This is a genomic window from Streptomyces sp. NBC_00028 (genome assembly GCF_045041065.1).
Classification (GTDB): Bacteria; Actinomycetota; Actinomycetes; order Streptomycetales; family Streptomycetaceae; genus Streptomyces.
Window position 1 is genome coordinate 8,669,589 of sequence record NZ_CP108293.1, and the last position, 23,559, is coordinate 8,693,147.

Below are 23,559 nucleotides of genomic sequence, written 5' to 3' on the forward strand. Positions count from 1 at the left end.
AAGCTCAGGAGGCGAAGAACATGGCGGGGAACGGAGCTCTCAGCGGTGCGGTGATCGCGGTGGCCGGCGCGGGTGGACCCGCCGGACGCGCGACCCTGCTGCGACTTGCCGAGGCCGGGGCGACCGTCGTCGGCGCCGACAACGACCCCGAGCGGCTCGCGGAGGCGGTGAGCGCGGCCCGGGACGCGGGCGGCGGCGCCACCGTCACCGGAGAGCCGGTCGACCTGCTCGACCTGGACTCCACGCGCGACTGGGCCCGCGGCATCGAGAAGGACTTCGGCCGGGTCGACGGCGTCGTCCATCTCGTCGGCGGCTGGCGCGGCAGCGAGACCTTCATCAAGACCAGCCTCGACGACTGGGACTTCCTGGAGCTGCTGCTCATCCGCACCGTGCAGCACACCTCCCTCGCCTTCTCCGAGGCGCTCCAGCGCAGCGACCGCGGCCGCTACGTCCTGATCAGCGCGGCCGGCGCGAGCAACCCCACCGCGGGCAACGCCGCGTACGCCGCCGCCAAGGCCGCCGCCGAGGCGTGGACGCTCGCCATGGCCGACTTCTTCCGCAAGGCGGGGGCCGGTGAGGAGCTCACCTCGGCGGCCACCATCCTGGTGGTGAAGGCGTTGGTGCACGACGCGATGCGCGCCGAGCGCCCCAACGCGAAGTTCGCGGGCTTCACGGACGTCAAGGACCTGGCCACGGCCATCGCCGAGGTCTGGGAGAAGCCCGCCGGAGAAGTGAACGGAAACCGTCTGTGGCTCACCGAGAAGCCGTGAACCCTCCGAAGACCGACGCCCGGCGTCACCACGACCCGGACAGCAGGGGCTTCGCGAGCGACAACTACGCCGGCGTCCACCCGGAGGTGCTCGCCGCCCTGGCTCTGGCCAACGGTGGGCACCAGGTCGCCTACGGCGAGGACGACTACACCGAGAACCTCCAGGCGATCATCCGCAGCCACTTCGGGCCCACGGCGGAGGCCTTCCCGGTCTTCAACGGCACCGGCGCCAACGTCGTGGCGCTCCAGGCGGTCACCGACCGCTGGGGCGCGGTGATCTGCGCCGAGAGCGCCCACATCAACGTCGACGAGGGCGGCGCGCCGGAGCGGATGGGCGGCCTGAAGCTGCTGACCGTCCCCACCCCCGACGGCAAGCTCACCCCCGAGCTGATCGACCGGCAGGCGTACGGCTGGGACGACGAGCACCGCGCGATGCCGCAGGTCGTCTCGATCACCCAGAGCACGGAGCTGGGCACCCTCTACACCCCGGACGAGATCCGCGCGATCTGCGACCACGCCCACGCCCACGGCATGAAGGTGCACCTCGACGGCTCCCGCATAGCCAATGCGGCCGCGTCCCTCGACGTCCCCATGCGGACGTTCACCAACGCGGTCGGCGTCGACATCCTCTCCCTCGGCGGGACGAAGAACGGCGCGCTGTTCGGCGAGGCGGTCGTGGTGATCAACCAGGACGCGGTCTCCCACATGAAGCATCTGCGCAAGCTGTCCATGCAGCTCGCGTCCAAGATGCGTTTCGTGTCGGTGCAGTTGGAGGCGCTGCTCGCCAAGGACCTGTGGCTGCGCAACGCCCGCCACTCCAACGAGATGGCCCAGCGCCTGGCCGAGGGCGTGCGCGCCGTGCACGGCGTCGAGATCCTCTACCCGGTCCAGGCCAACGGCGTCTTCGCCAAGCTCCCGCACGACGTGAGCCTGCGCCTCCAGAAGCGGTTCCGCTTCTACTTCTGGGACGAGAACGCGGGCGTTGTCCGCTGGATGTGCGCCTTCGACACGACCGAGGACGACGTGGACGCCTTCGTGGCGGCCCTCAAGGAGGAGATGGCGCACTAGGGCACCACCAGCACCAGGGCATCACCTATCGCTGCATAGTTATACGGTCATCTGGAAAAGAATTGACGGCCGGGTGATCGTATTCCTATGCTCTGCGGGCATGGAGCTGATCCAGAACACCCCTGACCTGTCCGCATATCTCGCCGCCGACGAAGTCATCGACCATGTCCACCCGCTCGTCCGGGACACGGCTGCCCGCCTCGCCCGGCAGGCCGAGGACTCGTATGCCTATGCACGGCTGGCCTTCGAGTTCGTGCGGGACACGATTCCCCACTCCGCCGACAGCGGGGACCCGCGCGTCGCCTGGCGGGCCTCCGATGTCCTGGAGCAGGGCACCGGCATCTGCTATGCCAAGTCCCACGCGCTCGCGGCGCTGCTGCGGGCCGAGGACATTCCGACGGCCTTGTGCTATCAGCGGCTGGCGCATGACGACGGCGGTGGGCATGCCGTGCACGGGCTGGTCGCGGTGCGGTTCAACGGGGCCTGGCATCGGCAGGATCCGCGCGGCAACAAGCCGGGCGTGGACGCGCAGTTCTCCCTAGAGAGCGAGCGACTGGCATGGGTGCCCGACCTCAGGTCCAATGAGGTGGACTATCCAGTCCTGTATGCTGAACCTCACCCGGCCGTCCTGAGCGCCCTCAAGGCCGCCCCCGACCGGCTCCATCTGTGGAAGACGCTCCCCACCGAACTCTGAGGCAGGCGATGACCTTCTCCCTCACCGTGTCCGACGAGGTCCGCGCCCTCGCGCCCGGCTTCACCCACGTCGCCGTCGAGGCGTACGACCTGCTCAACGGGCCGAGCACCGAGGCCAGTTCGGCGCTCCTCGACGACGCGGCCCGCCGGCTCGCCGTACGCCTGGACGGGCGCGCCCCGCACGAGGACCCGCACATGGCGGCATGGCGCGAGGTTTACACGGCGTTCGGGTCGAAGCCGTCGCGGACCCGTAACTCGGCGGAGGCGCTGGCGAAGAGGGCACTGGCGGACGGCGGTCTGCCCCGGATCAACCTGCTCGTCGACCTCTACAACGCCATCAGCGTCGCCCATCTCATCCCGGTCGGCGGCGAGGACATCGACCGCATCCAGGGCGGGATGCGGCTCGTGCGGGCGGGCGGTGACGAGGACTTCGTGACCGTCGCCGGCGGCGAGGAGGTCATCGAGCACCCCGACGCCGGCGAGGTGGTGTGGCGCGACGAGCTGGGGGTGACCTGCCGCCGCTGGAACTGGCGCCAGGGTCCGCGCACCCGGCTCACCGAGCAGACCGTCTCGGGCATCTTCCTCCTGGAGAGCCTCGCGCCGATGCCGGTCGCCGAGGTCGAGCGGGCCGGCGCCGAACTCGCCGAGCTGCTGGAGAAGTTCAGCCCGGGCGCCCGTATCGAGGTGCACGCGGCCGACCCGGTGCGCGGCTGAGCCGTCGCGGTCGTTAACCTCCCGGGTATGTATGACGGGGGAACAGAAGAGAACACCACCAGCACCGAAGAGCAGCCCGAGCGGCCCCTCGCCCGGCTGAGGAAGCACTGGCTGCTCACCTCGGCCGTGGCGCTGGCCCTGCTGACGACCGCCACGGCCGTGCCGATCGTCCTCGCCGACTCCGGCGACGACGCTCCCTGCCAGGAGATTCCCGCCTCGACCCGCGCCCTCGCGAAGGACCCGGCCGCCGCCACCCGCGCGCTCGACCCCGGCGACGACCTGTCCCGGTACGACGCCGTGCGCGCGCTGCTGATCCACGAGAACCCGTGCGGCGACGGGGGCGAGGTGCTCGGGCAGGTCGCCGACGCCGCCACCCGGGCCACGGCCGAGGGCAAGCCGCACACCCTCGCCCAGGCCCGTGCCGCGTACGCCGTGGTCGCCGCGTTCGACGACGATCCCGTGCCCGACGGGGCGGCACCCGGCGTGGCCCGCGTCCTCGCCGAGTACGTGGTGGACGCCAACCGCTTCCTGAGCCCCGACCGCGACGCGTACAGCCCGGCCGTGGACGCCGTGGGGGCCGCACCGGACGACACCGGCTGGACGTCCTACGGCCGCTTCCTGGCCCCGGACGAGGCGCACGCCGACTTCGAGCTCACCGACCCCTCGGGCGTACGGGCGGACCCGGAGTACCTGGTCGGCGAACTGGCCAGGGATCCGGAGGCGTTCGCGATCATCTACGACGCCGAACGCGCGTACTTCGCCCACTACCTCGAACGGCTCACCCGCGAGGGCGCCGACCCCGACTACCACCCCGGCAAGGAGAAGGACGGCAGCCCGAAGTCGACCACGACCTGGGCCGACATCGACCTGGAACACCTCACCGACCGCATCGGCAGCCTCATGAACCACCGGGCGCGGTACGTCAGGGACGGCACGATCCCCGACCTCGCGGCCTTCGACATGGCCGTACGGCAGCACACGCGCGGCGCCTACCGGGCGGCCCCACGGCAGGTGAGCAGCCGGCCGGTCATGGGGGACATCGCCGAGCGGCCGGTCTCCGGCCCCCTGAGCGGGGACCTGACGGACGGGCGGCACCAGCTGTTCACCGTCCTCGACGCCTGGGCGAAGGCGCGCAAGGTGCCGACGGAACGCGCGGCACAGCTACGGCAGTTGATCGACGACCGGTACGTCAGGGCGCTCTGGCTGACCTCGTACTGAATCGGAGGCGGCTCCGGTTCAGCCGCCGAGGCTCAGTTCCGTGCAGCCCCGCTGCCCGGCCTGGGCCTCGGCGAAGGCGGCGAGCAGCTTCCGCTTCTCGGTCTTCCCGACACCGGGGACGTCCTTGTCGGCGCTGAGGGCGTAGTTGGCGGCCTCGCCGTCACAACGGGCCGTCGCCGTACGGGCGTCGGGCTCGCGGCGCCGCTGCTCGGCGAGCAGACGGTTGCTCCAGTCGCCGTACCAGGCGGCGAACCACATGCGGGGTTCCCACTCGCCGGAGTCGGCGTCCCGCGCGTACAGATCGCAACGGCCCACCGGGCCCGCGTCGTTCATGAGCACCGCCACCCGCCACTGCGTGGTCTTGAGCCCTCCCGCCTTGAGCGCCCAGCCGCACGCGGTGTCGCCCGCGTCGGCGAGCGGCACCGTCCTGGGGTCCTCCTGCGGGTCCGTCGGCGCGGCGTCCCCGCCGGGCGCCCTGAGCGGTTCGGCGCCGCAACCGAGGCGGTCGGACGCGGAGTTGGTGAGCGCCACCGCCGTCTCGTAGGCGGCGGGCGTGCCGCGCAGGGCGTCCCGGCCGAGCCAGGTGCGGACCAGCAGCTTGCGTTGGCGGCCCTCGTCGTCCTTCCCCAACTCGGGGCAGGGGACGAGGAACTGCAGGGCGCCGTACTTGTCGACATAGCCGGGCAGCCCGTCGGCCATCGGCCCCACGCGGTCGAACCCGGACTCGGACAGGACCGTCATGAACTCCCGGTCCACGTCGTCCCGCCGGGTGTACGCCTCCGTCTCCAGCAGCCGGTCGTCGCGCACGTCGTCGCCGTCGAAGCCGACGGAGCAGCCGTAGTCGCCCAGTCCCTCGTGGGTCGCGGACGACGCGTCCTTGAAGTGGTCGCCGTCGCGCCCCAGTTCACGCACCGCGTCGACGGGCAGCGCCCCGTCGCAGGCCGTACGCAGCAGCCACCAGTCCTGCGCGTACGGGGTGGCGATCCAGCCGCCCACCCCCAGCACGACCGCGGCCGACACCGACACCTTGACCCAGCGCCGCATTCCTTGCCCCCGTTGCACGTCCACCCGTTTACGGGCGGGACCCTATCGGTCGGGCGGTGGAGGGAACGGCGCGGGTCCGTGAACCCCGAGTGCTCAGCGGGCCTCGGCGGCCTTGACCTCTTCCGGGGTGGGGGCCGTGCCGCCGAGGTGGGCCGGCATCCACCAGGTGTCGTCGGCGTCCTTGGGGCGGACCGGGTAGGCACGCTGGGCGGCCTCCAGCAACTCCTGGACGCGCTCGCGCAGTTGGCGGGTGATCGCGCCCGCGTACTTGTCCTTGGGCGCCTCGACCGGCTCGCCCACCCGGATCGTGATCGGGGTGTGGCTGCGCTTGAAGTTGCGCGGGTGGCCCTTGGTCCACAGCCGCTGCGTGCCCCACAGTGCCATCGGGACCAGCGGCACGCCCGCCTCCTGCGCCAGGCGCGCGGCACCCGACTTGAAGGACTTGAGCGTGAACGACTGCGAGATCGTGGCCTCCGGGAAGACGCCGACGATCTCACCGGAGCGCAGCGACTCCAGCGCGTGCTGGTAGGCCGCCTCACCCTGCTTGCGGTCCACGGGGATGTGCTTCATCCCGCGCATCAGCGGACCGGAGACCTTGTGCCGGAACACCGACTCCTTCGCCATGAAGCGCACGAGACGCTTCTGGGGGAGCGCCGCCAGCCCGTCGAAGATGAAGTCCAGGTAGCTGATGTGATTGCTCACCAGCACGGCGCCGCCAGAGCGGGGGATGTTCTCCGAACCCTTGCAGTCGATCTTCAGGTCCCACGCCTTGAACAGCGTGCGGGCGAGGCCGACGACGGGGCGGTAGACAAGCTCTGCCATGGACGGGGTGGGCCCTTCCTTCTCTGCCTGGGAAAGGGGGGTTCCCGGCGGGAAAGTTACGACACCGTAGGTTTACGGCATCTCGCAGATCGTGCCCCAAGAACGGGCGGGGGGCCAGCCCTGGTGCCCGCGAAGGGCGAGATCCTTGTCACGTCGGCTGCTTGATCCACCTCGGGCTTTTACGCCACCTTTACTACGCGCGTACGGTCACGCGCCGTACGAGCAGGTACATCTCGCACCCCAGGCAGTACCCGAACGCGGAGTTCAGGAAGGCGGCCGCGAGCGCGGCCCCGGTCGCCGCGAGTCCCAGCCAGGCCGGTCCGACGCCGTACCCGATCAGACCGACGACCGCGAAGGCCAGGCCCACCGCCTGCGCGAACCGCGGCGGTTCGGGCGCCTCGAACTCCGTCGGCGGACCGATGCGGGGCCGCACGGCCTTCCTGAACAGCCAGCCGTACGGCGAACGTCCCACGCCGCCCGCCGCGCCCAGCGCGAACGCCAGCGTCTGCCAGGCCAGCAGCCACACACTGCCGGTGATCAGCACGACCGCCAGTACTAGGGTCGTCACGGCCGCCCCGAAGCGCGGTCCCCTCACATCGATGTCCATGAATCAAGCATTCCGCACGGAATGCCGTGCGTGGAGTCGGGAATCTTTGCAGTCATGTGAACGCTGGAGCTGGGTGATGGCCGGACTTGTGGTGTGTGCGCTGGTGCTCGCCGCGGCGAGCGTCTACGGAGTGCTGCACAGGCAGCGGAGCGGGAGAGTGCGGGTGCGCGGGCGCGACGACGACAAGCGGCTCGGCGCCACCGAACTGGGCGTCGAGTTGGGGGAGCGGGCCACCCTCGTCCAGTTCTCCAGCGCCTTCTGCGCGCCCTGCCGGGCCACCCGCAGAGTCCTCGGTGAGGTGGTCGACCTGGTCCCCGGGGTCGCCCATGTCGAGATCGACGCCGAGGCCCACCTGGACCTCGTCCGCGAACTGGACATCCTCAAGACGCCGACCGTGCTGGTGCTCGACGCCGACGGCCGCGTGGTGCGGCGGGCCACCGGGCAGCCGCGCAAGGCGGATGTCATCGCGGCCCTCGGTGAGGCCGTGTGACGGTGAGGCAGCTCCCATATGCCGGGACGTACTTGACTGGGCGCACCACCTATCGTCAGCCTGACCGTATGCCTTCGGAACTCCTTCTCTTCGGGCGGGTCCATGTCGACCTGGCCCGCACCGCGAGCGCGCGCTGTCCGGGCTGTTGAGCAGCCACGGACCAGCTCGCCCCGCCTCGCAGAAGGACGATCCCATGACGGCCACGCCGGACCTCCACACCCCTCAGCTCGCCTCCCCCGATCTGCTGCGCTCCGTCTTCCGGCGGCACGCGGCAGGTGTCGCCGTGATCACCGCGCGTGGTGAGGGCGGCCCGGTCGGTTTCACCGCCACCTCGCTCACCTCGGTCTCCGCCGAGCCCCCGATGCTGTCCTTCGGTATCGGTACCGGTGCCTCCAGCTGGCCCGCGATCTCCCGGGCCGAGCATGTCGGCGTCCACATACTCGGCGAGCACCAGCAGGAGCTGGCCGCCACCTTCGCCCGCAGCGGCGCCGACCGTTTCGGGGCGCCCACCGGCTGGCGCGAGGGGCCCGAGGGTGTTCCCGTCCTCGACGACGTCCTGGCCTGGCTGGTGTGCCGCGTCGTCGCGCGCGTGCCCGCCGGCGACCACCGGATCGTCCTCGCCGAGGTGCTGCTCGGCGACCCCGCAGGACCCGGCCGTCCGCTCCTCTACCACCAGGGCACGTTCAGCGGTCTGCGCGACTGACGGCCCGTGCCGCACGCCGGGGTCTCCTGCTGCGGGACCGTCGAGTTCCGATTACGCTGCGTTGCGAAGGTCACAGTTCAAAGCGCTTGCTTAGCGGGAACGAACTGGGTGTACTGACGAGTAATATTTCGTTCGGAGCGCGGGCCGCCCCGATCGGGATCGGCCGCTTGGGGCGCCTATGCTGCCTGCAAGTAGGCAGCACAGAAATGTCGACGCAGCAGTAGGAGAGCCGGCGTGAGCTTGAGGATCGTTGTCACCGTTAAGTACGTGCCCGACGCCACTGGCGACCGGCACTTCGCCGATGACCTGACCGTCGACCGTGAGGACGTGGACGGTCTGCTCTCCGAGCTGGACGAGTACGCGGTCGAGCAGGCGCTGCAGATCTCGGAGAACTCCGACGACGACGTGGAGATCACCGTCCTGACGGTGGGCCCGGAGGACGCCAAGGACGCGCTGCGCAAGGCGCTGTCCATGGGCGCCGACAAGGCCATCCACGTCGAAGACGACGACCTGCACGGCACCGACGCGATCGGCACCTCGCTGGTGCTCGCGAAGGCGATCGAGAAGGCCGGCTACGACCTGGTGATCTCCGGTATGGCCTCCACCGACGGCACCGCGGGCATCGTCCCGGCGCTGGTCGCCGAGCGTCTCGGTGTCCCGCAGGTGACCCTGCTCTCCGAGGTCTCCGTCGAGGACGGCACCGTCAAGGGCCGCCGTGACGGCGACGCCGCGAGCGAGCAGCTGGAGGCGTCCCTGCCGGCCGTCGTGTCCGTCACCGACCAGTCGGGCGAGGCGCGTTACCCGTCCTTCAAGGGCATCATGGCGGCCAAGAAGAAGCCGGTTGAGTCCTGGGACCTGGAGGACCTGGAGATCGACGCCGAAGAGGTCGGTCTCGAGGGTGCCTGGACCAAGGTCGAGGACGCGGCGGCGCGTCCGGCGCGCACCGCCGGCACGATCGTCAAGGACGAGGGCGAGGGCGGCAAGCAGCTCGCCGAGTTCCTCGCGGGCCAGAAGTTCATCTGAGCCCGAGTTCGCCGACCGCCCCTCATCTGATCCAAGCAGGAGAGCATTCCCATGGCTGAAGTTCTCGTCTACGTCGACCACGTGGACGGTGCCGTCCGCAAGCCCACCCTGGAGCTGCTGACCCTGGCCCGTCGCATCGGCGAGCCGGTCGCCGTGGCGCTGGGCAACGGCGCCGCCGACACCGCCGCCGCCCTCGCCGAGCACGGCGCGGTCAAGGTCCTCACCCACGAGGCCGCCGAGTACGCCGACTACCTGGTCGTCCCCAAGGTCGACGCCCTCCAGGCCGCCGTCGAGGCCGTCTCCCCGGCCGCCGTACTCGTCCCGTCCTCCGCGGAGGGCAAGGAGATCGCCGCGCGTCTGGCGCTGCGCATCGGTTCCGGCATCATCACCGACGCCGTCGACCTGGAGGCCGGTGACGAGGGTCCGGTGGCCACCCAGTCGGTGTTCGCCGCCTCCTTCACCACCAAGTCCCGTGTCTCCAAGGGCACCCCGGTCATCACGGTCAAGCCGAACTCGGCCGCCGTGGAGGCCGCCCCGGCCGCCGGCAGCGTCGAGGCGCTGGCCGTGACCTTCTCCGCCGCCGCGACCGGCACCAAGGTCACCGCGCGCACCCCGCGTGAGTCGACCGGGCGCCCGGAGCTGACCGAGGCCGCGATCGTCGTCTCCGGCGGCCGTGGCGTCAACGGCGCCGAGAACTTCGCGATCATCGAGGCGCTCGCCGACTCCCTCGGTGCTGCTGTGGGTGCCTCCCGTGCCGCGGTGGACGCCGGCTGGTACCCGCACACCAACCAGGTCGGCCAGACCGGCAAGTCCGTCTCGCCGCAGCTGTACATCGCCTCCGGCATCTCCGGCGCGATCCAGCACCGCGCGGGCATGCAGACCTCGAAGACGATCGTGGCGATCAACAAGGACGCCGAGGCCCCGATCTTCGACCTCGTCGACTACGGCGTGGTCGGCGACCTCTTCGACGTCGTCCCCGCCCTCACCGAGGAGGTCAAGGCCCGCAAGGGCTGATCTCCGCAGGCGCCTGTACGAGGCCCTCGCGACCGCTTTCCCGGCGGTCGCGAGGGCCTCGTCTCATCCCAGGGTCAACGTCGCCTGGACCGGCAGATGGTCGCTGGGGAACTGCCCGTCGACGGCGAAGGTGTTGATCGAGGCCCGGTGGACCCGCACCCCCGGTGTGGCGAGGATCCAGTCGATGCGCTCGCCGTCGGGCGTCAGCGGCTCGTAGCCGTGGAACGTCCCGTACGCATCGCTGCGCTCGGCGGCGGCGTCCCAGGTGTCCACGAGTCCGGACTCGATCAGGTTGAGGTAGGCCTGGTTGTTGTGGGCCGCCGCGTTGAAGTCGCCGGTGACGACGACAGGTAAGGCGCGGTCGAACGTGGCGATGCCGTCGGCGATCTGCAGTGCGGCGCGCTCGCGCGCGTACTGGCTCACATGGTCGAGGTGGGTGTTGAGGACGTAGAACTCCCGTCCGTCGTCGGCGCGGTCGCGGAAGCGGACCCAGGTGGCGATCCGGGGGAGCGCGGCGCCCCAGGTGTTGGAGCCGATGGTCCGGGGAGTGTCGGAGAGCCAGTAGGTGTCGTGTTCGAGCGGGGCCAGGCGCCGGGTGTCGTAGAAGACCGCCGTGGACTCGTCGTGGCTGCCGCCCTCGCGGCCGGTGCCGATCCAGGCGTAGTGCGGGCCGAGGTCGGCGTGGATGTCCAGCAGCTGCTGGTAGAGGCCCTCCTGGGTGCCGATGAACGTGGGGGCCTCACGCCGCAGCAGGGCGCCCATCACCGGGCGGCGGACGGCCCAGCTGTTGGGTTCGACGGCACTGGCGAAGCGCAGGTTGAAGGTCATGGCGTCGAGCCGGCGGCCCACCGGACGGGCGGCGGAGGCGGGCATCGTGGCCATCAGGGGCAAGGTGAGCGCGGTGGCCACCAGGGTTCTCAGTCCCATGCGACGCGTCATCCTGTCGGTGTCCGGCATGTGAATCCCCTCCCGACGGATCAGGATGAAGGGGCGAACCGGTGTGCGAAAGGGGGCGTGGTGAGGCCGGGGTGCCGGAAGGGGCGCGGCGGCTCACGCTGTGGACGGGGTGTTGACCTGCGGGAAGATCGACGGATAACTTCGCTCTACGGATTGTTGATTCCGTAGTGCGGAAAACAGGAGGGTGTGGCATGGGTCAGCAGGAGCAGGTGGCGACAAGCCTCGCGGGTGCCGTCAGCGAGGAGATCAGCGCCTCCCTCGCGCCGGTCGACGCCGAGCTGGAGCGCCGCTACCCCGGTGACCCGGGCACTCGCCAGCCCGTCCACACCGTCTACGTTCCCGGCAACCTCTTCGCCGCCGACACCCTCCGCTCCTGGGGCGACCAGGCCCTCGCGGCCCTCGACGCGCACGCCCCGGACGCCGCGTCCTTCGCCGCCGTCCTCGGACTCGCCGACGACCTCGCCGAACCGGTCCACGCGCGCGTGCGCGCCAAGCTGGAGCGCGAGCCCGTCGAGGACCTCAGGGTCGACTTCGAGGACGGCTACAAGGGGGCCGACGAGGACCAGGACGCCGCCCGCGCGGCCCGTCTCGTCGCGGACGCGTACGAGAACGGCACGGCCGCCCCGTACATGGGCATCCGTATGAAGTGCATGGAGTCCCCGGTCCGCGACCGCGGCATCCGCACCCTCGACATCTTCCTGACCGGCCTGATGGAGGCCGGCGGCCTGCCCGACGGGCTGGTCCTGACGCTGCCCAAGGTGACCTATCCCGAGCAGGTCACCGCGATGGTCCGGCTCCTGGAGCAGTTCGAGAAGGCCCGGGGGCTGAACCCCGGCCGCATCGGCTTCGAGATCCAGATCGAGACCAGCCAGTCCATCCTCGCCGCCGACGGCACCGCCACCGTCGCCCGCATGATCGACGCCGCCGAGGGCCGCGCGACCGGTCTGCACTACGGCACCTTCGACTACAGCGCCTGCCTCGGCGTCTCCGCCGCCTACCAGGCCAGCGACCACCCGGCCGCCGACCACGCCAAGGCGATCATGCAGGTCGCCGCCGCGGGCACCGGCGTACGCGTCTCGGACGGCTCCACCAACGTCCTGCCGGTCGGCACCACCGAGAACGTCCACGAGGCCTGGAAGCTGCACTACGGCCTCACCCGCCGCGCCCTGGCCCGCGCCTACTACCAGGGCTGGGACATGCACCCCGGCCACCTCCCCACCCGGTACGCGGCCGTGTTCGCCTTCTACCGCGAGGGCTTCGAAGCGGCCGCCAAGCGCCTCGCCGCCTACGCCAACCACGTCGACGGCGCCGTCATGGACGAGCCCGCCACCGCCAAGGCCCTCGCCGGCTACCTCCTGCGCGGCCTGGACTGCGGCGCCCTCGACTCCGGCGAGGTCTCCCGCCTCACCGGACTGACCCTGGCGCGCCTCCAGTCGTACGCCGGCCCGCGCCGCGCGGACCTGACGGCCTCGGCGAAGTAGCAGCCGTAAAGGGTTGTCACAGCCGCCCCGTAGTCTGTACGGCACGCACAAGACGTGTCACAAGAACGGGGCGGCCGCGGTGTCTTCGGGGGACGACGGACGGACGGAGGGGACCGGCAGGCTGCTGGCCGGGCGCTATCGCGTCGTGGCGCAGCTCGGGCGCGGCGGCATGGGCATGGTCTGGCGCGCGGTGGACGAGGTCCTCGGCCGTGAGGTCGCCGTCAAGGAACTGCGCACCTACACCGACGCCGACGGGCCGGAACTGGCCGATCTGCGGCTGCGCATGCAGCGCGAGGCCCGCGCGGCGGCCCGGGTGCGCCACCCCGGCGTGATCGCCGTGCACGACGTGGCGGAGGTCGACGGCCGCCCCCTGATCGTCATGGAGCTGGTCGACGGACCGTCCCTGGACGACGTCCTGCGCGACCGCGGCACCCTCGGCTCCCACGAGGCCGCGGGCATCGGCGCCAAGGTCATGGACGCCCTCGCCGCCGCCCACCGCGCCGGCGTCCTGCACCGCGACGTGAAGCCCGGCAACATCCTGCTCGACCGGTCGGGCCGCGTGGTCCTCACCGACTTCGGCATCGCCACGATGGACGACCCGGGAGACGGCTCGGCCACCCACCTGACCCGCAGCGGCGAACTCGTCGGCTCCCTGGACTACTTGGCGCCCGAACGCGCACAGGGCGCCGATCCCGGCCCCGCCTCGGACGTCTGGGCCCTGGGCGCCACCCTGTACGCGGCGGTCGAGGGCTCCTCGCCCTTCCGGCGCACGTCGACCTTCTCCACGCTCACCGCCATCGTCTCCGAGCCTCTGCCCGAGCCCACGCGCGCGGGGGCGCTCGGTCCCGTCCTCCAGCGGCTCCTGGACAAGCGCCCCGAGGCGCGCCCGGAGGCGGAGGAGGCCCGGCAACTGCTCCAGGGCGTCGCGGATTCGGGGGCGGCCGACGCCGCCACGACACGGCTGCGGGGTACGGCGGTGGAGGCGCCGCCCGTGGTGACGGAGCACAGCGTGCCGTCGGTGCCGCCGGGGTTCGGGCCGCCGCCCGACCAGGGGACACCGGTCGTCACCGGTCCCATGGACGCCGCCCGCCCCGCCCGTCGTAGGCGCCCCGTCCTGCTCGTGGCCGCGGCCGTCGCCGTCCTGCTCGCGTCGGCCGGGGCGACGGTGGCCCTCCTGAACGACTCGCGCGACAAGGACACCGACGCGCGCCCCACGTCCTCCGTCACCGACGCCGAGGTCACGAGGGCGGCGAGCGGCCGTGGGGACGCCGTGCGCACGGACGAGCCCGAGCCCACCGAGAAGGGCGGCAAGCGGACACCGACGCCAACTCCGTCCGCGACGCGTACGGCGGAGAGCAAGCCCACCGCGCGGGCCACCAGCCCTGCCCCGACCAGGACTTCGGGCGGCACTCCCACGTCCGGCGACGACGGCCCCGGCGAGACGACCCCCGCCGCGTCCTGCGTCTCCGCGGGCGGCGGCAAGTACGACTGCCAGGTCTGGAGGACCACCGACTCCTACACCGCCTCCGGCGCCAAGGCCGGCGTCCTCAACGCGGGCACCAACTATTTCTACTGCCAGCAGAACCTGGGCCGCCGCGAGACCTACGGCGAGTGGACCAACGTCTGGTGGGCGAAGACGGACGACGACAGCGGCAACACCGGCGTCTTCGTCAGCGACGTCTACCTCAGGGGCGGCGACAACGACGAGCCGGTGCCGGGCCTGCCCGTCTGCTGATCCCCGGTGTACCGCTCCAGGCCGGAGTCGGTCACCCGCTTCTCGCTCCGGAAGAGCCGCGTGCCCTCCTGGCACAGCCGGCGGTCGGCGCGCGCCCGGGCGCAGAACTCCTCGGGCGTGACACCGAACAGTTCCCTCAACCGGGCCGACCCGACGAGGAGTTCGGTGAGCAGCGGTCGCTGGCCCGGATGGCCGCGGGGGGCGCCGGTGCCGTCGTGCAGCACGCCGTGCGTGTTGACGTACGCGTACGCGCCCGGCAGGGCGGTGCCGTCCGCGAGCTCGAACCGCACCTCGGTGGCGGGCAGCCAGGCCCGCCGGTAGTTCCCGGCCGCCAGATGCGCGCCCTCGCTGGCGTCGACGACCGCGAGTTGCTCGGCGTCGAGCCAGATGACGAACAACTCCCGTACCGTTCCCGGTGCTTCGACGGGGGAGGCGGACACATAGCCCAGGCGGCTGACATGGGCGGAGACGCCGATGTCGATGCCCGTGACGCGGGTGCGCACCATCGGGACCGGGGAGACGATCCCGTGTTCGGCCATCTTGTGCCGCAGTTGGGCCGGACTGGCGTTGGAGCCGACGGCGAGGACGGGGACACGGTCCTCGTGCACGAGGCGGTCGAGGGGCAACAGCCGGTCCCCGTCGAGGAGTCCGGAGTCCGGGGGCCACGCGCCCGGGTAGAGCAGCGGGTGATCGCGCGGCGCCTCGGCCAGCCCCAGCGCCTCCAACGTGCGGTCGTTCAAGGGCACTGCCTCAGTCCGTCGGCGGCAGCTCGCCCGAGCCGCGGGTGATCAGCCGGGTCGGCAGCTCGATCCGCTCCGGGGTGATCAGCGTGCCGTCCAACTGGCGGAACAGCCGCTCGGCGGCGGTACGGCCGAGGGCGGCGGCGTCCTGGGCGACGACGGTGACGCCCGGCTGGAGGAGATCGGCGAGCTCGATGTCGTCGAAGCCGACCAGGGCCACCCGGCGCGACTGTTCGGCGAGCACGCGGACCACGGTCACCGTCACCCGGTTGTTGCCCGCGAAGACCGCGGTCACCGGGTCGGGCCCGGACAGCATCCCCTCGGCGGCCCGGCGCACCCGCTCCGGGTCGGTGACCCCGAGGGACATCCACTTCTCCTCGACCTCTATCCCCGCGTCCTCCATGGCGGCCCGGTAGCCGCGCAGGCGCTCGGCGGCGGTGTGGATGCGGGGCATGTCGCCGATGAAGCCGATCCGGCGGTGTCCGTGCGCGATCAGGTGGGCGACACCGTCGCGGGCACCGCCGTAATTGTCGGACAGGACCACGTCGGCGTCGATCTGGCCGGCCGGCCGGTCCACGAACACCGTGGCCACGCCCGCCTTCAACTCCGGCTCCAGATAGCGGTGGTCGTCGCCGGCCGGGATCACCACCAGGCCGTCCACCCGGCGGGCGCACAGCGCCAGCACCAACTCCTGCTCACGGTCCGGGTCCTCGGCGCTGGAGCCGTTGATCAGCAGGGCGCCGTTGGCGCGGGCGACCTCCTCGACCGCGCGGCTCAGCGGGCCGTAGAACGGGTCCGCGAGATCTTCGAGGACCAGGCCGATGCTGGCGGTTCGGCCCTTGCGCAGCACGCGCGCGCTGTCGTTGCGCCGGAAGCCGAGCGCGTCGATGGCCTCCTGGACCCGGCGCTCGGTCTCCGGGGTGACGCCCGGCTCGCCGTTGACCACGCGGGACACCGTCTTGAGGCCCACTCCGGCGCGTGCTGCCACGTCCTTCATCGTCGGACGGTTGCCGTAACGCGTGGCGGCGATTCGGTCTGCGCGGCGGGTGGTCTCGGGCACGATACGGCGTCCTGTCCTGTCGTCCACGGGTTGTCCAGGGGCCATCCCCGGGGAGGGATGCGGCGTCCATGATTTTGTATGAGGATGTGGCGTCGAGCATAGAGCCTGGACAACGTTGTCAGATGCGGGGGACACTGTCCACCGCAATTGCCGTCTCCGTGCCCCCACTCCGGAACGGCCCGCTCTTTCTCATGGTTGACGGGGAGATCTGACACTGATGCACACCGACCTCGTGGCAGCGCTCGACATCGGCGGCACCAAGATCGCCGGCGCGCTGGTCGACGACCGCGGCCACATCCAGGTCCGCGCGCAGCGCGCCACGCCCGCCCGGGAGGACGGGGAGACCGTCATGCGGGCCGTCGAGGAGGTGCTCGGCGAACTCACCGTGTCGCCGCTGTGGGGACGCGCCTCGGCTCTCGGGATCGGCAGCGCGGGCCCCGTGGACGCCTCCGCCGGCACCGTGAGCCCGGTCAACGTGCCGGGCTGGCGCGACTATCCGCTGGTCCGGCGGGTCCGGGAGGCGACGGGCGGACTCCCGGTCGAGCTGATCGGCGACGGCGTGGCGATCACGGCGGCCGAGCACTGGCAGGGCGCCGCGCGCGGCCACGACAACGCGCTGTGCATGGTGGTGTCGACGGGCGTCGGCGGCGGCCTGGTCCTGGGCGGCCGACTGCACCCGGGCCCCACCGGGAACGCCGGACACATCGGCCACATCAGCGTGGACATGGACGGCGACCCGTGCGCGTGCGGCTCGCGCGGCTGTGTGGAGCGCATCGCGAGCGGCCCGAACATCGCCCGGCGGGCCTTCGAGAACGGCTGGCGGCCCGGACCGGACGGCGACACCTCCGCCGCCGCGGTGGCCGCCGCGGCGGGGGCCGGCGATCCGATCGCCGTGGCCTCCTTCGAGCGGGCCGCGCAGGCGCTGGCCGCCGGGATCGCCGCCACGGCCACCCTCGTCGAGATCGACATCGCGGTGATCGGCGGAGGCGTGGGCAAGGCAGGCGAGGTGCTCCTCACCCCGCTCCGCAAGGCCCTGACCGACTACGCCACCCTCTCCTTCGTCCAGCGCCTGGCCGTCGTACCGGCCCAGATGGGCACGGACGCGGGGCTGGTGGGGGCGGCCGCGGCGGCGCTCGCCAAGGGGGCGGACCGGGCGACGGTCTGACACAGTCGCGCAGGAACGTTCAGGCCGGCGGCCGGGCCCGCCGTTCGGCGCACCCGGCCGCCGGCGGACCTCAGCAGCTCAACCGGGCGTCCGCCCAGTCCGCGTGGTCCGAGTCGAGGCCGTCGCCGCCGTCGGTGACGACGAGCCGGACCACCTGGGCGCCGGTGACGTCCGCGGTGAGCGGCTGGGCCGGCATCGCGTTGGTGAGGACCCCGGTCGAGGCGACCTTGGTGCCGTCCGCCCAGATCTCGAAGGCGACCGTCCCGGCGGCACCCTTCTCGTCGTCGACGCCGACGTTCGCGCTGACCGTCTCGCACGTCTTGCCCGTGTAGTACTCGATGATGCTCTGGGCGTGCACACCGAGGCCCTTGGCGTACACCACGCCGCCGATGGTGATCGGATGTCCGTCGCCCGCGGCGTTCTCCCCATTGCTGGTGTCGCGCTCCACCGGCCCCCATCCGCTGAGGGCCGACAGCCACGGAAGGTCACTCAGCTCGGAGGTACCCGAGGGCGGCGGCACCACCACGGACACCGCCACGGTCAGGGCGGTGGTGACGCGGACACCGGCCGGTGAGCGGTAACTCGCCTTGAGCGTCAGGTCGTACGACCCCGCAGGCGTCCCGGCGGGTGCGGTCACCGTCCATCCGGTACGCAGGGAACGGCTCGTCGGCAGGACGGCCGCCGTGGTCGCCGAGGTGGCGCGCACCGACCAGCCCGCGGGGCCGGTGAGGGCGACGGAGACCTGCCGGGCCGGGGTGCGGCCCAGGTCGGTGACCGAGCTCGTCAGCGCGGCCTGGGTGCCGGCCTCGATCAACGGGCTGCCATCCAGACCGAGTTCCACGGCCGGCGGGTGCTTGGCCCACGCGGGGTCGGCGGAGACCCGTACGAGGACCGTGCCGTGCGCCGGGACGGTCGCCGCGATGGTGCCCGCGGTGTTGTAACTCCGGTGTTGCCACAGGTCGCGCAGCGTGTAGGCGTCGGCGGCGGGCAGGCCGACGGCCGCGGCGGTCGTGGCGACGCGCTGCGGGGTGCCGGACTCGTTGAACAGGGCCACCGCGCGGCTGCCGTCCCGCATCTGCTTGGCGATGACCCACCGGCCGCCCTCCGAGGAGACGACGGTGCCCTGCTTGCCGAGCGGGTCCTGGTCGACCGCGACGACCTCCTTGTTGCCGAGGATCTCGTAGGTGGCGTCGCTCGCGTTGCGCAGGTCGGAGCCGATGAGGAGAGGCGCGGCCATGATCGACCACAGGGAGAAGTGTGAGCGGTACTCGGTGTCCGTCATGCCGCCGTTGCCGACCTCCAGCATGTCCGGGTCGTTCCAGTGCCCGGGGCCGGCGTGCTCGGCGAGGGGGAGGTTCTGCCTCAGGATCGAGAGCATCGAGCCCCAGTTGTCGCTGATGTCGCCGGTCGTGCGCCACAGATGGCCCACGTCGGACGCCCACTCCCAGGGTTTGTTCTCACCCCACTCGCAGATGCTGTAGACGATGGGCCGGCCGGTCGCTCGCAGGGCGTCGCGCATGGTCGTGTAGCGCGTTCTGGCGTCCACGCCCTGGTTGTTGCAGTTGTCGTACTTGAGGTAATCCACGCCCCAGTCCGCGAACTGCTGGGCGTCGCTGTACTCATGGCCCAACGCACCGGGAAATCCCGCGGTGTTGCACGTCTTGGTGCCCGCGCTCGTGTAGATGCCGAACTTCAAGCCCTTGGAGTGGACGTAGTCCGCGACCGCCTTGATCCCGTTGGGGAAGCGGGCGGGGTCCGGTACGAGCTTGCCGTTCGCGTCCCGGTCGGGCAGGGCCCAGCAGTCGTCGAGGTTGACGTACTGGTATCCGACGTCCTTGAGGCCCTTGTCCACGAAGATGTCCGCGATCGACTTGACCATGGCCTCGTTGAACTCGGCACGGCAGTGCGTGGAGTTCCAGTTGTTGAAGCCCATGGGCGGGGTGAGGGCGAGACCGTCGTCCAGGGCGGGGGCGGCGGCCTGCGCCGGGGGCGCGGCGAGTCCTGCGGCGGCGAGCAGTGCGGCGGTGAGTGCTCCGACCACTCGGCCACGGGTTGTGCGGGTGTGAAGGTGACGCATCGTTACGTTCCTCCGTACCGGCGAAAGATGGGATGACTACATGTACGCGCCGCGGTGTGATCCCGGTAGACCGCCTGTCGCGCGGGGCGGCGGAAGCCCTGCGTTTTGAACACGGTCTACTTTGTGAAATGCGCTGGGACGTGGCCGGCCGCAGCGTCAGTTGCCGCTCCACGTCGGCCGACCTGAAGGCCATGGCGGACTCACGGGGCGACGTCGCCCGCGAGCTCGTGCTCCGCGCTCGTGCCGGAGCCGGCCGGGTGCCCGTGCGGAGCGGGGCGTGACCCCTGACCGGTTTCGCAGTTGAACCGGGCATGAAGAAGCGCACCATGGCTGCCATCGCCTCCCTGGCCACCGGTTTCGTCGTCGCCGCGATCACCCCGTCCCACGCCGTCGGCGACAATCTCACCGACCTCGACGTCGACAAGACCCTCAGCACCCTCGACCACACCATCGCCAGCGACAGCCTGGCCGTCGACAAGAACGCCCTCGGCCAGAACGACTGACGAGAGCTGGACCACGGTGCCGGCGCCCCTCGCCGCAGGGGGCGCCGGCACCGTCGTACGTGGGCCCTCAACTGGGGCTGGTTTCCGTGGCAGGGTGGAGCGGGCAAGCCTCAGGGGGCCAACAGAAGAGGGGGAACCGTGACCGTCGTTTGGATCAACGGCGCGTTCGGTGCGGGGAAGACCACCGCCGCACGGGAACTGATCGAACTGCTCCCGAACAGCACACTCTTCGACCCCGAGGTGATCGGCGGAGCGCTCGCGCACCTGCTCCCGCCCAAACACCTCGCCGAGGTCGGCGACCACCAGGACCTGCCGATCTGGCGCCGCCTCGTGATCGACACGGCGGCAGCCATGCTCGCCGAGCTCGGCGGGACCCTCGTGGTCCCCATGACCCTGCTGCGCCAGGAGTACCGCGACGAGATCTTCGGCGGCCTCGCGGCCCGCCGCATCAGCGTCCAGCATCTCCTCCTCGCCCCGGCGGAAACGATCCTGCGCGAGCGAATAGCCGGGCGGGACATCCCGCCCGACCTCCCGGACGGCGAGATACGCGTACGGCAGTGGTCGTACGACCACATCGAGCCGTACCGCACCGCCCTCGCCTCCTGGCTCACCGCCGACGCCCATCTGGTCGACACCAGCGCCCTCACCCCGTACGAGACGGCCGCCCGGATCGCCGAGGCGGTCGGATCCGGCACCGTGCCCGTCTGCGACATCGTGCAGACCCCCGAGCCGACCGCCGAGACCGTCGCCGCCGGCGTTCTCCTCTTCGACGAGCGGGACCGGGTGCTCCTCGTCGACCCCACCTACAAGGCCGGCTGGGAGTTTCCCGGCGGCGTCGTCGAACCCGGCGAGGCTCCCGCGCGCGCGGGCATGCGCGAGGTCGCCGAGGAGACCGGGATCGAGCTGGACGACGTACCACGTCTGCTGGTCGTCGACTGGGAACAACCCGCGCCACCCGGATACGGCGGTCTGCGCCTCCTCTTCGACGGCGGCCGGCTCGACTCGGCCGAGGCCGGACGGTTGCTGCTGCCGGGGCCCGAACTGCGCGCGTGGCGCTTCGCCGACGAGGAGGAGGCCGCCGACCTGCTGCCTCCCGTCCGCTACGAGCGGCTGCGCTGGGCGCTGCGGGCGCGGGAACGCGGGGCGGCGCTGTACCTGGAGGCCGGGATTCCGGTGGGTTAGGCGCTCGCCAGTCTCAGTTCGTCCGTCGGATACGGCGTCGTCCTGCTCTCCCGCTGGAACCGGCGGTCGAAGTCGCCCATGAGCGAGGCCACGCGCGCGTGGCGGACGAGGATGCTCGCGGCGGCCCGGGGGATGCCCCTGGGCCGCATGCCCTCGGCACACGCTTCGATGAACGACCGCCGGTCGTCGGGGCCGTAGCCGTGCAGCGCGACGGTGAGCCAGTTCACCAGGTAGCTCGCCGTGTAGGCGCGGTCGTAATGGCGATGCCGCGCGAAGAAGTCCCGCTCGTGCGGGGCCAGTTGGAAGCGGGCGGAGAGGGAGAGGCCGTAGTCGGCGAGGTAGAGCTGCCGGCCGTCGGTGAGGATGTTCTTGAAGTGGGCGTCGAAATGCAGGAGTTCGCGCGCGTGGAGGAAGTCGGTGACGGACCGCAGGCCCCGCTCCACCAGGGAGCAGGCGCGGTCGGCGTGGCTGGTGCGCACCTGCACGTCCAACCAGTCGTGCAGGGTGTACGGCACGTACTCCAGGAACAGCGCCAGGCTCGCGGACGCCGTCCGCAGCCCCTCGACGCGCTCACGCACACCCGGACCCCAGTACGCCACCGTCCGCTCCACGTCGGCCAGTTCGGCCGGAAGCGGCTGGGGCGAGTCGGGCAGCACCCGCCAGTGGTGCAGCAGCGGAAAGCCCGTGTACCGGCCGGACAGCACCCAGTCGGTCGTCATCGTGTGGACCGAGAGTTCACGCCACGCCCCGAAGCCCGGCCCGCCGATCGCTCCGATGCCGTAGTGGCAGTAGGTCGGCACGCCGAAGACGTTCGCCGTGGACCGCACATGGTCCGGGTGCCGCTCGATGTCGGTGAGCGGCACCCGTTTCACGAACACCGGTCGGCCGGCCGCCTCGACGAGCGTGGCCCGGCCGCCGATTCCGGTGCCCAGTGCCCGCCCCGACGCCACGAGCCCGGCGAGGTCGTGGTCGTCGAGACGAGCCAGGGATATACCGATGTCGGAATGTGCGGTCAGGCGGTTCACATCGCCGCGTAGTTGCGCAGGAACAGGGCCTCGGCCACCGACAGCCGCTCCAACTCCTCCGGGGAGACGCTCTCGTTGACCGCGTGGATCTGCGCCTCGGGCTCGCTCAGGCCGATCAGCAGGATCTCCGCGCCCGGGTAGAGGGCGGCGAGGGTGTTGCAGAGCGGGATGGAGCCGCCCTGACCCGCGTACTGCATCTCCTGACCCGGGTACGCCACCGACATCGCCTCGGCCATCGCCGTGTACGCCGGGCTCGTCGGGTCGGCGCTGAAGGGCTGGCCCTGACCGACCTGCTCGGTGCGCACCCGCGCCCCCCACGGCGTACGCGTCTCCAGGTGGGCCTGGAGCAGCTTCGTCGCCTCGGCGGCGTCCGTACCCGGCGGCACCCGCAGGCTCACCAGAGCCCGGGCGCCCGCCTGCACGGACGGGGTGGCGCCGACGACCGGCGGGCAGTCGATGCCGAGGACCGTCACGGCCGGACGCGCCCAGATACGGTCCGCGACCGTGCCGGAACCGATGAGCTCCACTCCGTCCAGCACCTTGGCGTCCTGCCGGAACTGCTCCTCGTCGTACTGAAGACCGTCCCACGCCGTCTCGGGGGCCAGCCCGTCGACCGTCGTCGAACCGTCCTCGGCGCGCAGCGAGTCCAGTACGCGGATCAGCGCGGCCAGCGCGTCGGGCGCCGCGCCGCCGAACTGGCCGGAGTGCAGGTTGCCCGCGAGGGTGTCGACCTGGACACGGACCAGGGTCATGCCGCGCAGGGTGGTCGTCACCGTCGGCAGGCCGACGCGGAAGTTGCCCGCGTCGCCGATCACGATGGTGTCGGCCTCAAGGAGCTCCGGGTGGGCCTCGGCGTAGCGCTCCAGACCGCCCGTGCCCATTTCCTCCGAGCCTTCGGCGATCACCTTGACGTGCACCGGCACACCGCCGTTCGCCTTCAGGGCGCGCAGCGCGAGCAGGTGCATGATCACGCCGCCCTTGCAGTCGGCGGCACCGCGCCCGTACCAGCGGCCGTCCCGCTCGGTGAGCTCGAACGGCGGAGTCGTCCAGGCGCTCTCGTCCAGCGGCGGCTGCACGTCGTAGTGCGCGTACAGCAGGACCGTTCTCGCGCCCTCGGGGCCGGGCAGGTAGCCGTACACCGACTGGGTGCCGTCCGGGGTGTCGAGCAGCGCCACGTCCTGGAAACCCTCGGCGGTGAGCGCGTCCGCGACCCAGCGGGCCGCGCCCTCGCTCTCGCTCCTGGGGAACTGGTCGAAGTCCGCCACCGACTTGAACGCCACCAGTTCGGTGAGCTCCGCCTTCGCCCGGGGCATCAGCGAGGCGACGGTCTCGGCGACCGGATTCGACGACATGGGCACGCTCCTTGTAGGTGCGACGTTGTACGTGTGGGTGGAGAGATCCTCCCACAGTGGCCTGCGGCGATGGCGGTCGTAGGATGCACAAGGCAGCAGCGGCAAGCGGCTTGATCG

The 23,559-nt window shown here is 71.5% G+C and carries 23 protein-coding genes; 14 read left to right on the top strand and 9 right to left on the bottom strand.

Translation table 11 applies throughout. From position 1 onward, the window contains the following. Positions 1 to 20: 20 nt before the first annotated feature. The 5 genes from OG885_RS39200 to OG885_RS39220 all read left to right on the top strand — a co-directional run bounded on the left by OG885_RS39200 (position 21) and on the right by OG885_RS39220 (position 4,462). Positions 21 to 770, top strand: a complete 750-nt coding sequence (locus tag OG885_RS39200) for an SDR family NAD(P)-dependent oxidoreductase (protein WP_405740309.1) — start codon at positions 21 to 23, stop codon at positions 768 to 770. Next, positions 767 to 1,837, top strand: a complete 1,071-nt coding sequence (locus OG885_RS39205; protein WP_405740312.1) for a threonine aldolase family protein — start codon at positions 767 to 769, stop codon at positions 1,835 to 1,837. The genes OG885_RS39200 and OG885_RS39205 overlap by 4 nt, the downstream gene beginning before the upstream one ends. A 100-nt stretch (positions 1,838 to 1,937) precedes the next feature. Next, entirely contained in the window at positions 1,938 to 2,531 is a 594-nt protein-coding gene (locus OG885_RS39210; RefSeq protein WP_405740314.1) for a transglutaminase family protein, read from the top strand. Positions 2,532 to 2,539: 8 nt separating this feature from the next. Beyond that, the gene (locus OG885_RS39215; RefSeq protein WP_405740317.1) at positions 2,540 to 3,244 is read left to right on the top strand and encodes a B3/4 domain-containing protein; all 705 of its coding nucleotides are present in this window, start codon (positions 2,540 to 2,542) and stop codon (positions 3,242 to 3,244) included. A 27-nt stretch (positions 3,245 to 3,271) separates the two neighbouring features. After that, the gene (locus OG885_RS39220) at positions 3,272 to 4,462 is read left to right on the top strand and encodes a hypothetical protein (protein ID WP_405740320.1); all 1,191 of its coding nucleotides are present in this window, start codon (positions 3,272 to 3,274) and stop codon (positions 4,460 to 4,462) included. A gap of 18 nt (positions 4,463 to 4,480) precedes the next feature. Here the strand turns inward: OG885_RS39220 and OG885_RS39225 are convergent, their stop codons facing one another. From OG885_RS39225 to OG885_RS39235, 3 genes are all read right to left on the bottom strand, one after another. Continuing rightward, complete coding sequence (locus OG885_RS39225; RefSeq protein ID WP_405740322.1) at positions 4,481 to 5,506, bottom strand: hypothetical protein; 1,026 nt, start codon at positions 5,504 to 5,506, stop codon at positions 4,481 to 4,483. Positions 5,507 to 5,599: 93 nt separating this feature from the next. Beyond that, complete coding sequence (locus tag OG885_RS39230) at positions 5,600 to 6,328, bottom strand: lysophospholipid acyltransferase family protein (RefSeq protein WP_399960823.1); 729 nt, start codon at positions 6,326 to 6,328, stop codon at positions 5,600 to 5,602. A 193-nt stretch (positions 6,329 to 6,521) separates the two neighbouring features. Then, positions 6,522 to 6,935: a DUF4395 domain-containing protein gene (locus OG885_RS39235; RefSeq protein WP_405740325.1), complete on the bottom strand. Its 414-nt coding sequence runs from the start codon at positions 6,933 to 6,935 to the stop codon at positions 6,522 to 6,524. A 76-nt stretch (positions 6,936 to 7,011) separates the two neighbouring features. Between OG885_RS39235 and OG885_RS39240 the strand changes: the two genes are divergently transcribed. From OG885_RS39240 to OG885_RS39255, 4 genes are all read left to right on the top strand, one after another. Continuing rightward, entirely contained in the window at positions 7,012 to 7,425 is a 414-nt protein-coding gene (locus OG885_RS39240) for a TlpA family protein disulfide reductase (protein WP_405740328.1), read from the top strand. A gap of 193 nt (positions 7,426 to 7,618) precedes the next feature. Further along, complete coding sequence (locus OG885_RS39245; protein WP_405740331.1) at positions 7,619 to 8,128, top strand: flavin reductase family protein; 510 nt, start codon at positions 7,619 to 7,621, stop codon at positions 8,126 to 8,128. A 234-nt stretch (positions 8,129 to 8,362) separates the two neighbouring features. Next, on the top strand, positions 8,363 to 9,151 hold the full coding sequence (locus OG885_RS39250) for an electron transfer flavoprotein subunit beta/FixA family protein (protein WP_405740334.1): 789 nt from the start codon (positions 8,363 to 8,365) through the stop codon (positions 9,149 to 9,151). A gap of 51 nt (positions 9,152 to 9,202) precedes the next feature. Beyond that, positions 9,203 to 10,165 (top strand): electron transfer flavoprotein subunit alpha/FixB family protein, encoded by a 963-nt coding sequence (locus OG885_RS39255; RefSeq protein WP_405740337.1) that lies wholly within the window; start codon positions 9,203 to 9,205, stop codon positions 10,163 to 10,165. A 63-nt stretch (positions 10,166 to 10,228) separates the two neighbouring features. Here OG885_RS39255 and OG885_RS39260 read toward each other — a convergent pair whose 3' ends face one another. Then, positions 10,229 to 11,122, bottom strand: a complete 894-nt coding sequence (locus tag OG885_RS39260; RefSeq protein ID WP_405740340.1) for an endonuclease/exonuclease/phosphatase family protein — start codon at positions 11,120 to 11,122, stop codon at positions 10,229 to 10,231. A 191-nt stretch (positions 11,123 to 11,313) separates the two neighbouring features. On the opposite strand from OG885_RS39260, the gene OG885_RS39265 reads away from it, so the two are divergent. Both OG885_RS39265 and OG885_RS39270 read left to right on the top strand, forming a co-directional pair. Continuing rightward, positions 11,314 to 12,603 (top strand): DUF6986 family protein, encoded by a 1,290-nt coding sequence (locus OG885_RS39265; RefSeq protein WP_405740342.1) that lies wholly within the window; start codon positions 11,314 to 11,316, stop codon positions 12,601 to 12,603. A 79-nt stretch (positions 12,604 to 12,682) separates the two neighbouring features. Then, positions 12,683 to 14,338 (top strand): protein kinase domain-containing protein, encoded by a 1,656-nt coding sequence (locus tag OG885_RS39270; RefSeq protein ID WP_405740345.1) that lies wholly within the window; start codon positions 12,683 to 12,685, stop codon positions 14,336 to 14,338. Here OG885_RS39270 and OG885_RS39275 read toward each other — a convergent pair. Continuing rightward, positions 14,284 to 15,078, bottom strand: a complete 795-nt coding sequence (locus tag OG885_RS39275; RefSeq protein WP_405740348.1) for a hypothetical protein — start codon at positions 15,076 to 15,078, stop codon at positions 14,284 to 14,286. The two genes, OG885_RS39270 and OG885_RS39275, sit on opposite strands and share 55 nt — an antisense overlap. Before the next feature lie 10 nt (positions 15,079 to 15,088). After that, entirely contained in the window at positions 15,089 to 16,138 is a 1,050-nt protein-coding gene (locus OG885_RS39280; protein ID WP_405740351.1) for a LacI family DNA-binding transcriptional regulator, read from the bottom strand. A gap of 217 nt (positions 16,139 to 16,355) precedes the next feature. Here OG885_RS39280 and OG885_RS39285 point away from each other — a divergent pair, with 217 nt between their 5' ends. Beyond that, positions 16,356 to 17,303, top strand: coding sequence for an ROK family protein (locus tag OG885_RS39285; protein WP_405740354.1), 948 nt, complete (start codon positions 16,356 to 16,358; stop codon positions 17,301 to 17,303). Positions 17,304 to 17,373: 70 nt separating this feature from the next. Here OG885_RS39285 and OG885_RS39290 read toward each other — a convergent pair whose 3' ends face one another. Further along, positions 17,374 to 19,380: an NPCBM/NEW2 domain-containing protein gene (locus tag OG885_RS39290; protein ID WP_405740357.1), complete on the bottom strand. Its 2,007-nt coding sequence runs from the start codon at positions 19,378 to 19,380 to the stop codon at positions 17,374 to 17,376. 311 nt (positions 19,381 to 19,691) lie between these two features. Here OG885_RS39290 and OG885_RS39295 point away from each other — a divergent pair, with 311 nt between their 5' ends. Together OG885_RS39295 and OG885_RS39300 are read left to right on the top strand one after the other, a co-directional pair. Further along, positions 19,692 to 19,883 carry a hypothetical protein gene (locus tag OG885_RS39295; RefSeq protein WP_126270356.1) on the top strand — a complete coding sequence of 64 codons (192 nt, stop codon included), beginning with the start codon at positions 19,692 to 19,694 and terminating at the stop codon, positions 19,881 to 19,883. Positions 19,884 to 20,021: 138 nt separating this feature from the next. After that, entirely contained in the window at positions 20,022 to 21,065 is a 1,044-nt protein-coding gene (locus OG885_RS39300; RefSeq protein ID WP_405740360.1) for an NUDIX domain-containing protein, read from the top strand. Here the strand turns inward: OG885_RS39300 and OG885_RS39305 are convergent. Next, entirely contained in the window at positions 21,062 to 22,090 is a 1,029-nt protein-coding gene (locus tag OG885_RS39305) for a protein kinase family protein (RefSeq protein ID WP_405740363.1), read from the bottom strand. The genes OG885_RS39300 and OG885_RS39305 overlap by 4 nt on opposite strands. Continuing rightward, positions 22,087 to 23,442 (bottom strand): dipeptidase, encoded by a 1,356-nt coding sequence (locus OG885_RS39310; RefSeq protein ID WP_405740366.1) that lies wholly within the window; start codon positions 23,440 to 23,442, stop codon positions 22,087 to 22,089. Before OG885_RS39310 ends, OG885_RS39305 begins: the two co-directional genes overlap by 4 nt. Between the last annotated feature and the right edge of the window lie 117 nt (positions 23,443 to 23,559).

Coding starts and splice junctions, on each gene's coding strand:
- OG885_RS39235 (WP_405740325.1), bottom strand. CDS start 6,935: ATGGACATCGATGTGAGGGGACCGCGCTTCGGGGCGGCCGTGACGACC.
- OG885_RS39255 (WP_405740337.1), top strand. CDS start 9,203: ATGGCTGAAGTTCTCGTCTACGTCGACCACGTGGACGGTGCCGTCCGC.
- OG885_RS39295 (WP_126270356.1), top strand. CDS start 19,692: ATGAAGAAGCGCACCATGGCTGCCATCGCCTCCCTGGCCACCGGTTTC.
- OG885_RS39215 (WP_405740317.1), top strand. CDS start 2,540: ATGACCTTCTCCCTCACCGTGTCCGACGAGGTCCGCGCCCTCGCGCCC.
- OG885_RS39285 (WP_405740354.1), top strand. CDS start 16,356: ATGCACACCGACCTCGTGGCAGCGCTCGACATCGGCGGCACCAAGATC.
- OG885_RS39210 (WP_405740314.1), top strand. CDS start 1,938: ATGGAGCTGATCCAGAACACCCCTGACCTGTCCGCATATCTCGCCGCC.
- OG885_RS39290 (WP_405740357.1), bottom strand. CDS start 19,380: ATGCGTCACCTTCACACCCGCACAACCCGTGGCCGAGTGGTCGGAGCA.
- OG885_RS39225 (WP_405740322.1), bottom strand. CDS start 5,506: ATGCGGCGCTGGGTCAAGGTGTCGGTGTCGGCCGCGGTCGTGCTGGGG.
- OG885_RS39220 (WP_405740320.1), top strand. CDS start 3,272: ATGTATGACGGGGGAACAGAAGAGAACACCACCAGCACCGAAGAGCAG.
- OG885_RS39265 (WP_405740342.1), top strand. CDS start 11,314: ATGGGTCAGCAGGAGCAGGTGGCGACAAGCCTCGCGGGTGCCGTCAGC.
- OG885_RS39240 (WP_405740328.1), top strand. CDS start 7,012: ATGGCCGGACTTGTGGTGTGTGCGCTGGTGCTCGCCGCGGCGAGCGTC.
- OG885_RS39260 (WP_405740340.1), bottom strand. CDS start 11,122: ATGCCGGACACCGACAGGATGACGCGTCGCATGGGACTGAGAACCCTG.
- OG885_RS39200 (WP_405740309.1), top strand. CDS start 21: ATGGCGGGGAACGGAGCTCTCAGCGGTGCGGTGATCGCGGTGGCCGGC.
- OG885_RS39245 (WP_405740331.1), top strand. CDS start 7,619: ATGACGGCCACGCCGGACCTCCACACCCCTCAGCTCGCCTCCCCCGAT.
- OG885_RS39230 (WP_399960823.1), bottom strand. CDS start 6,328: ATGGCAGAGCTTGTCTACCGCCCCGTCGTCGGCCTCGCCCGCACGCTG.
- OG885_RS39310 (WP_405740366.1), bottom strand. CDS start 23,442: ATGTCGTCGAATCCGGTCGCCGAGACCGTCGCCTCGCTGATGCCCCGG.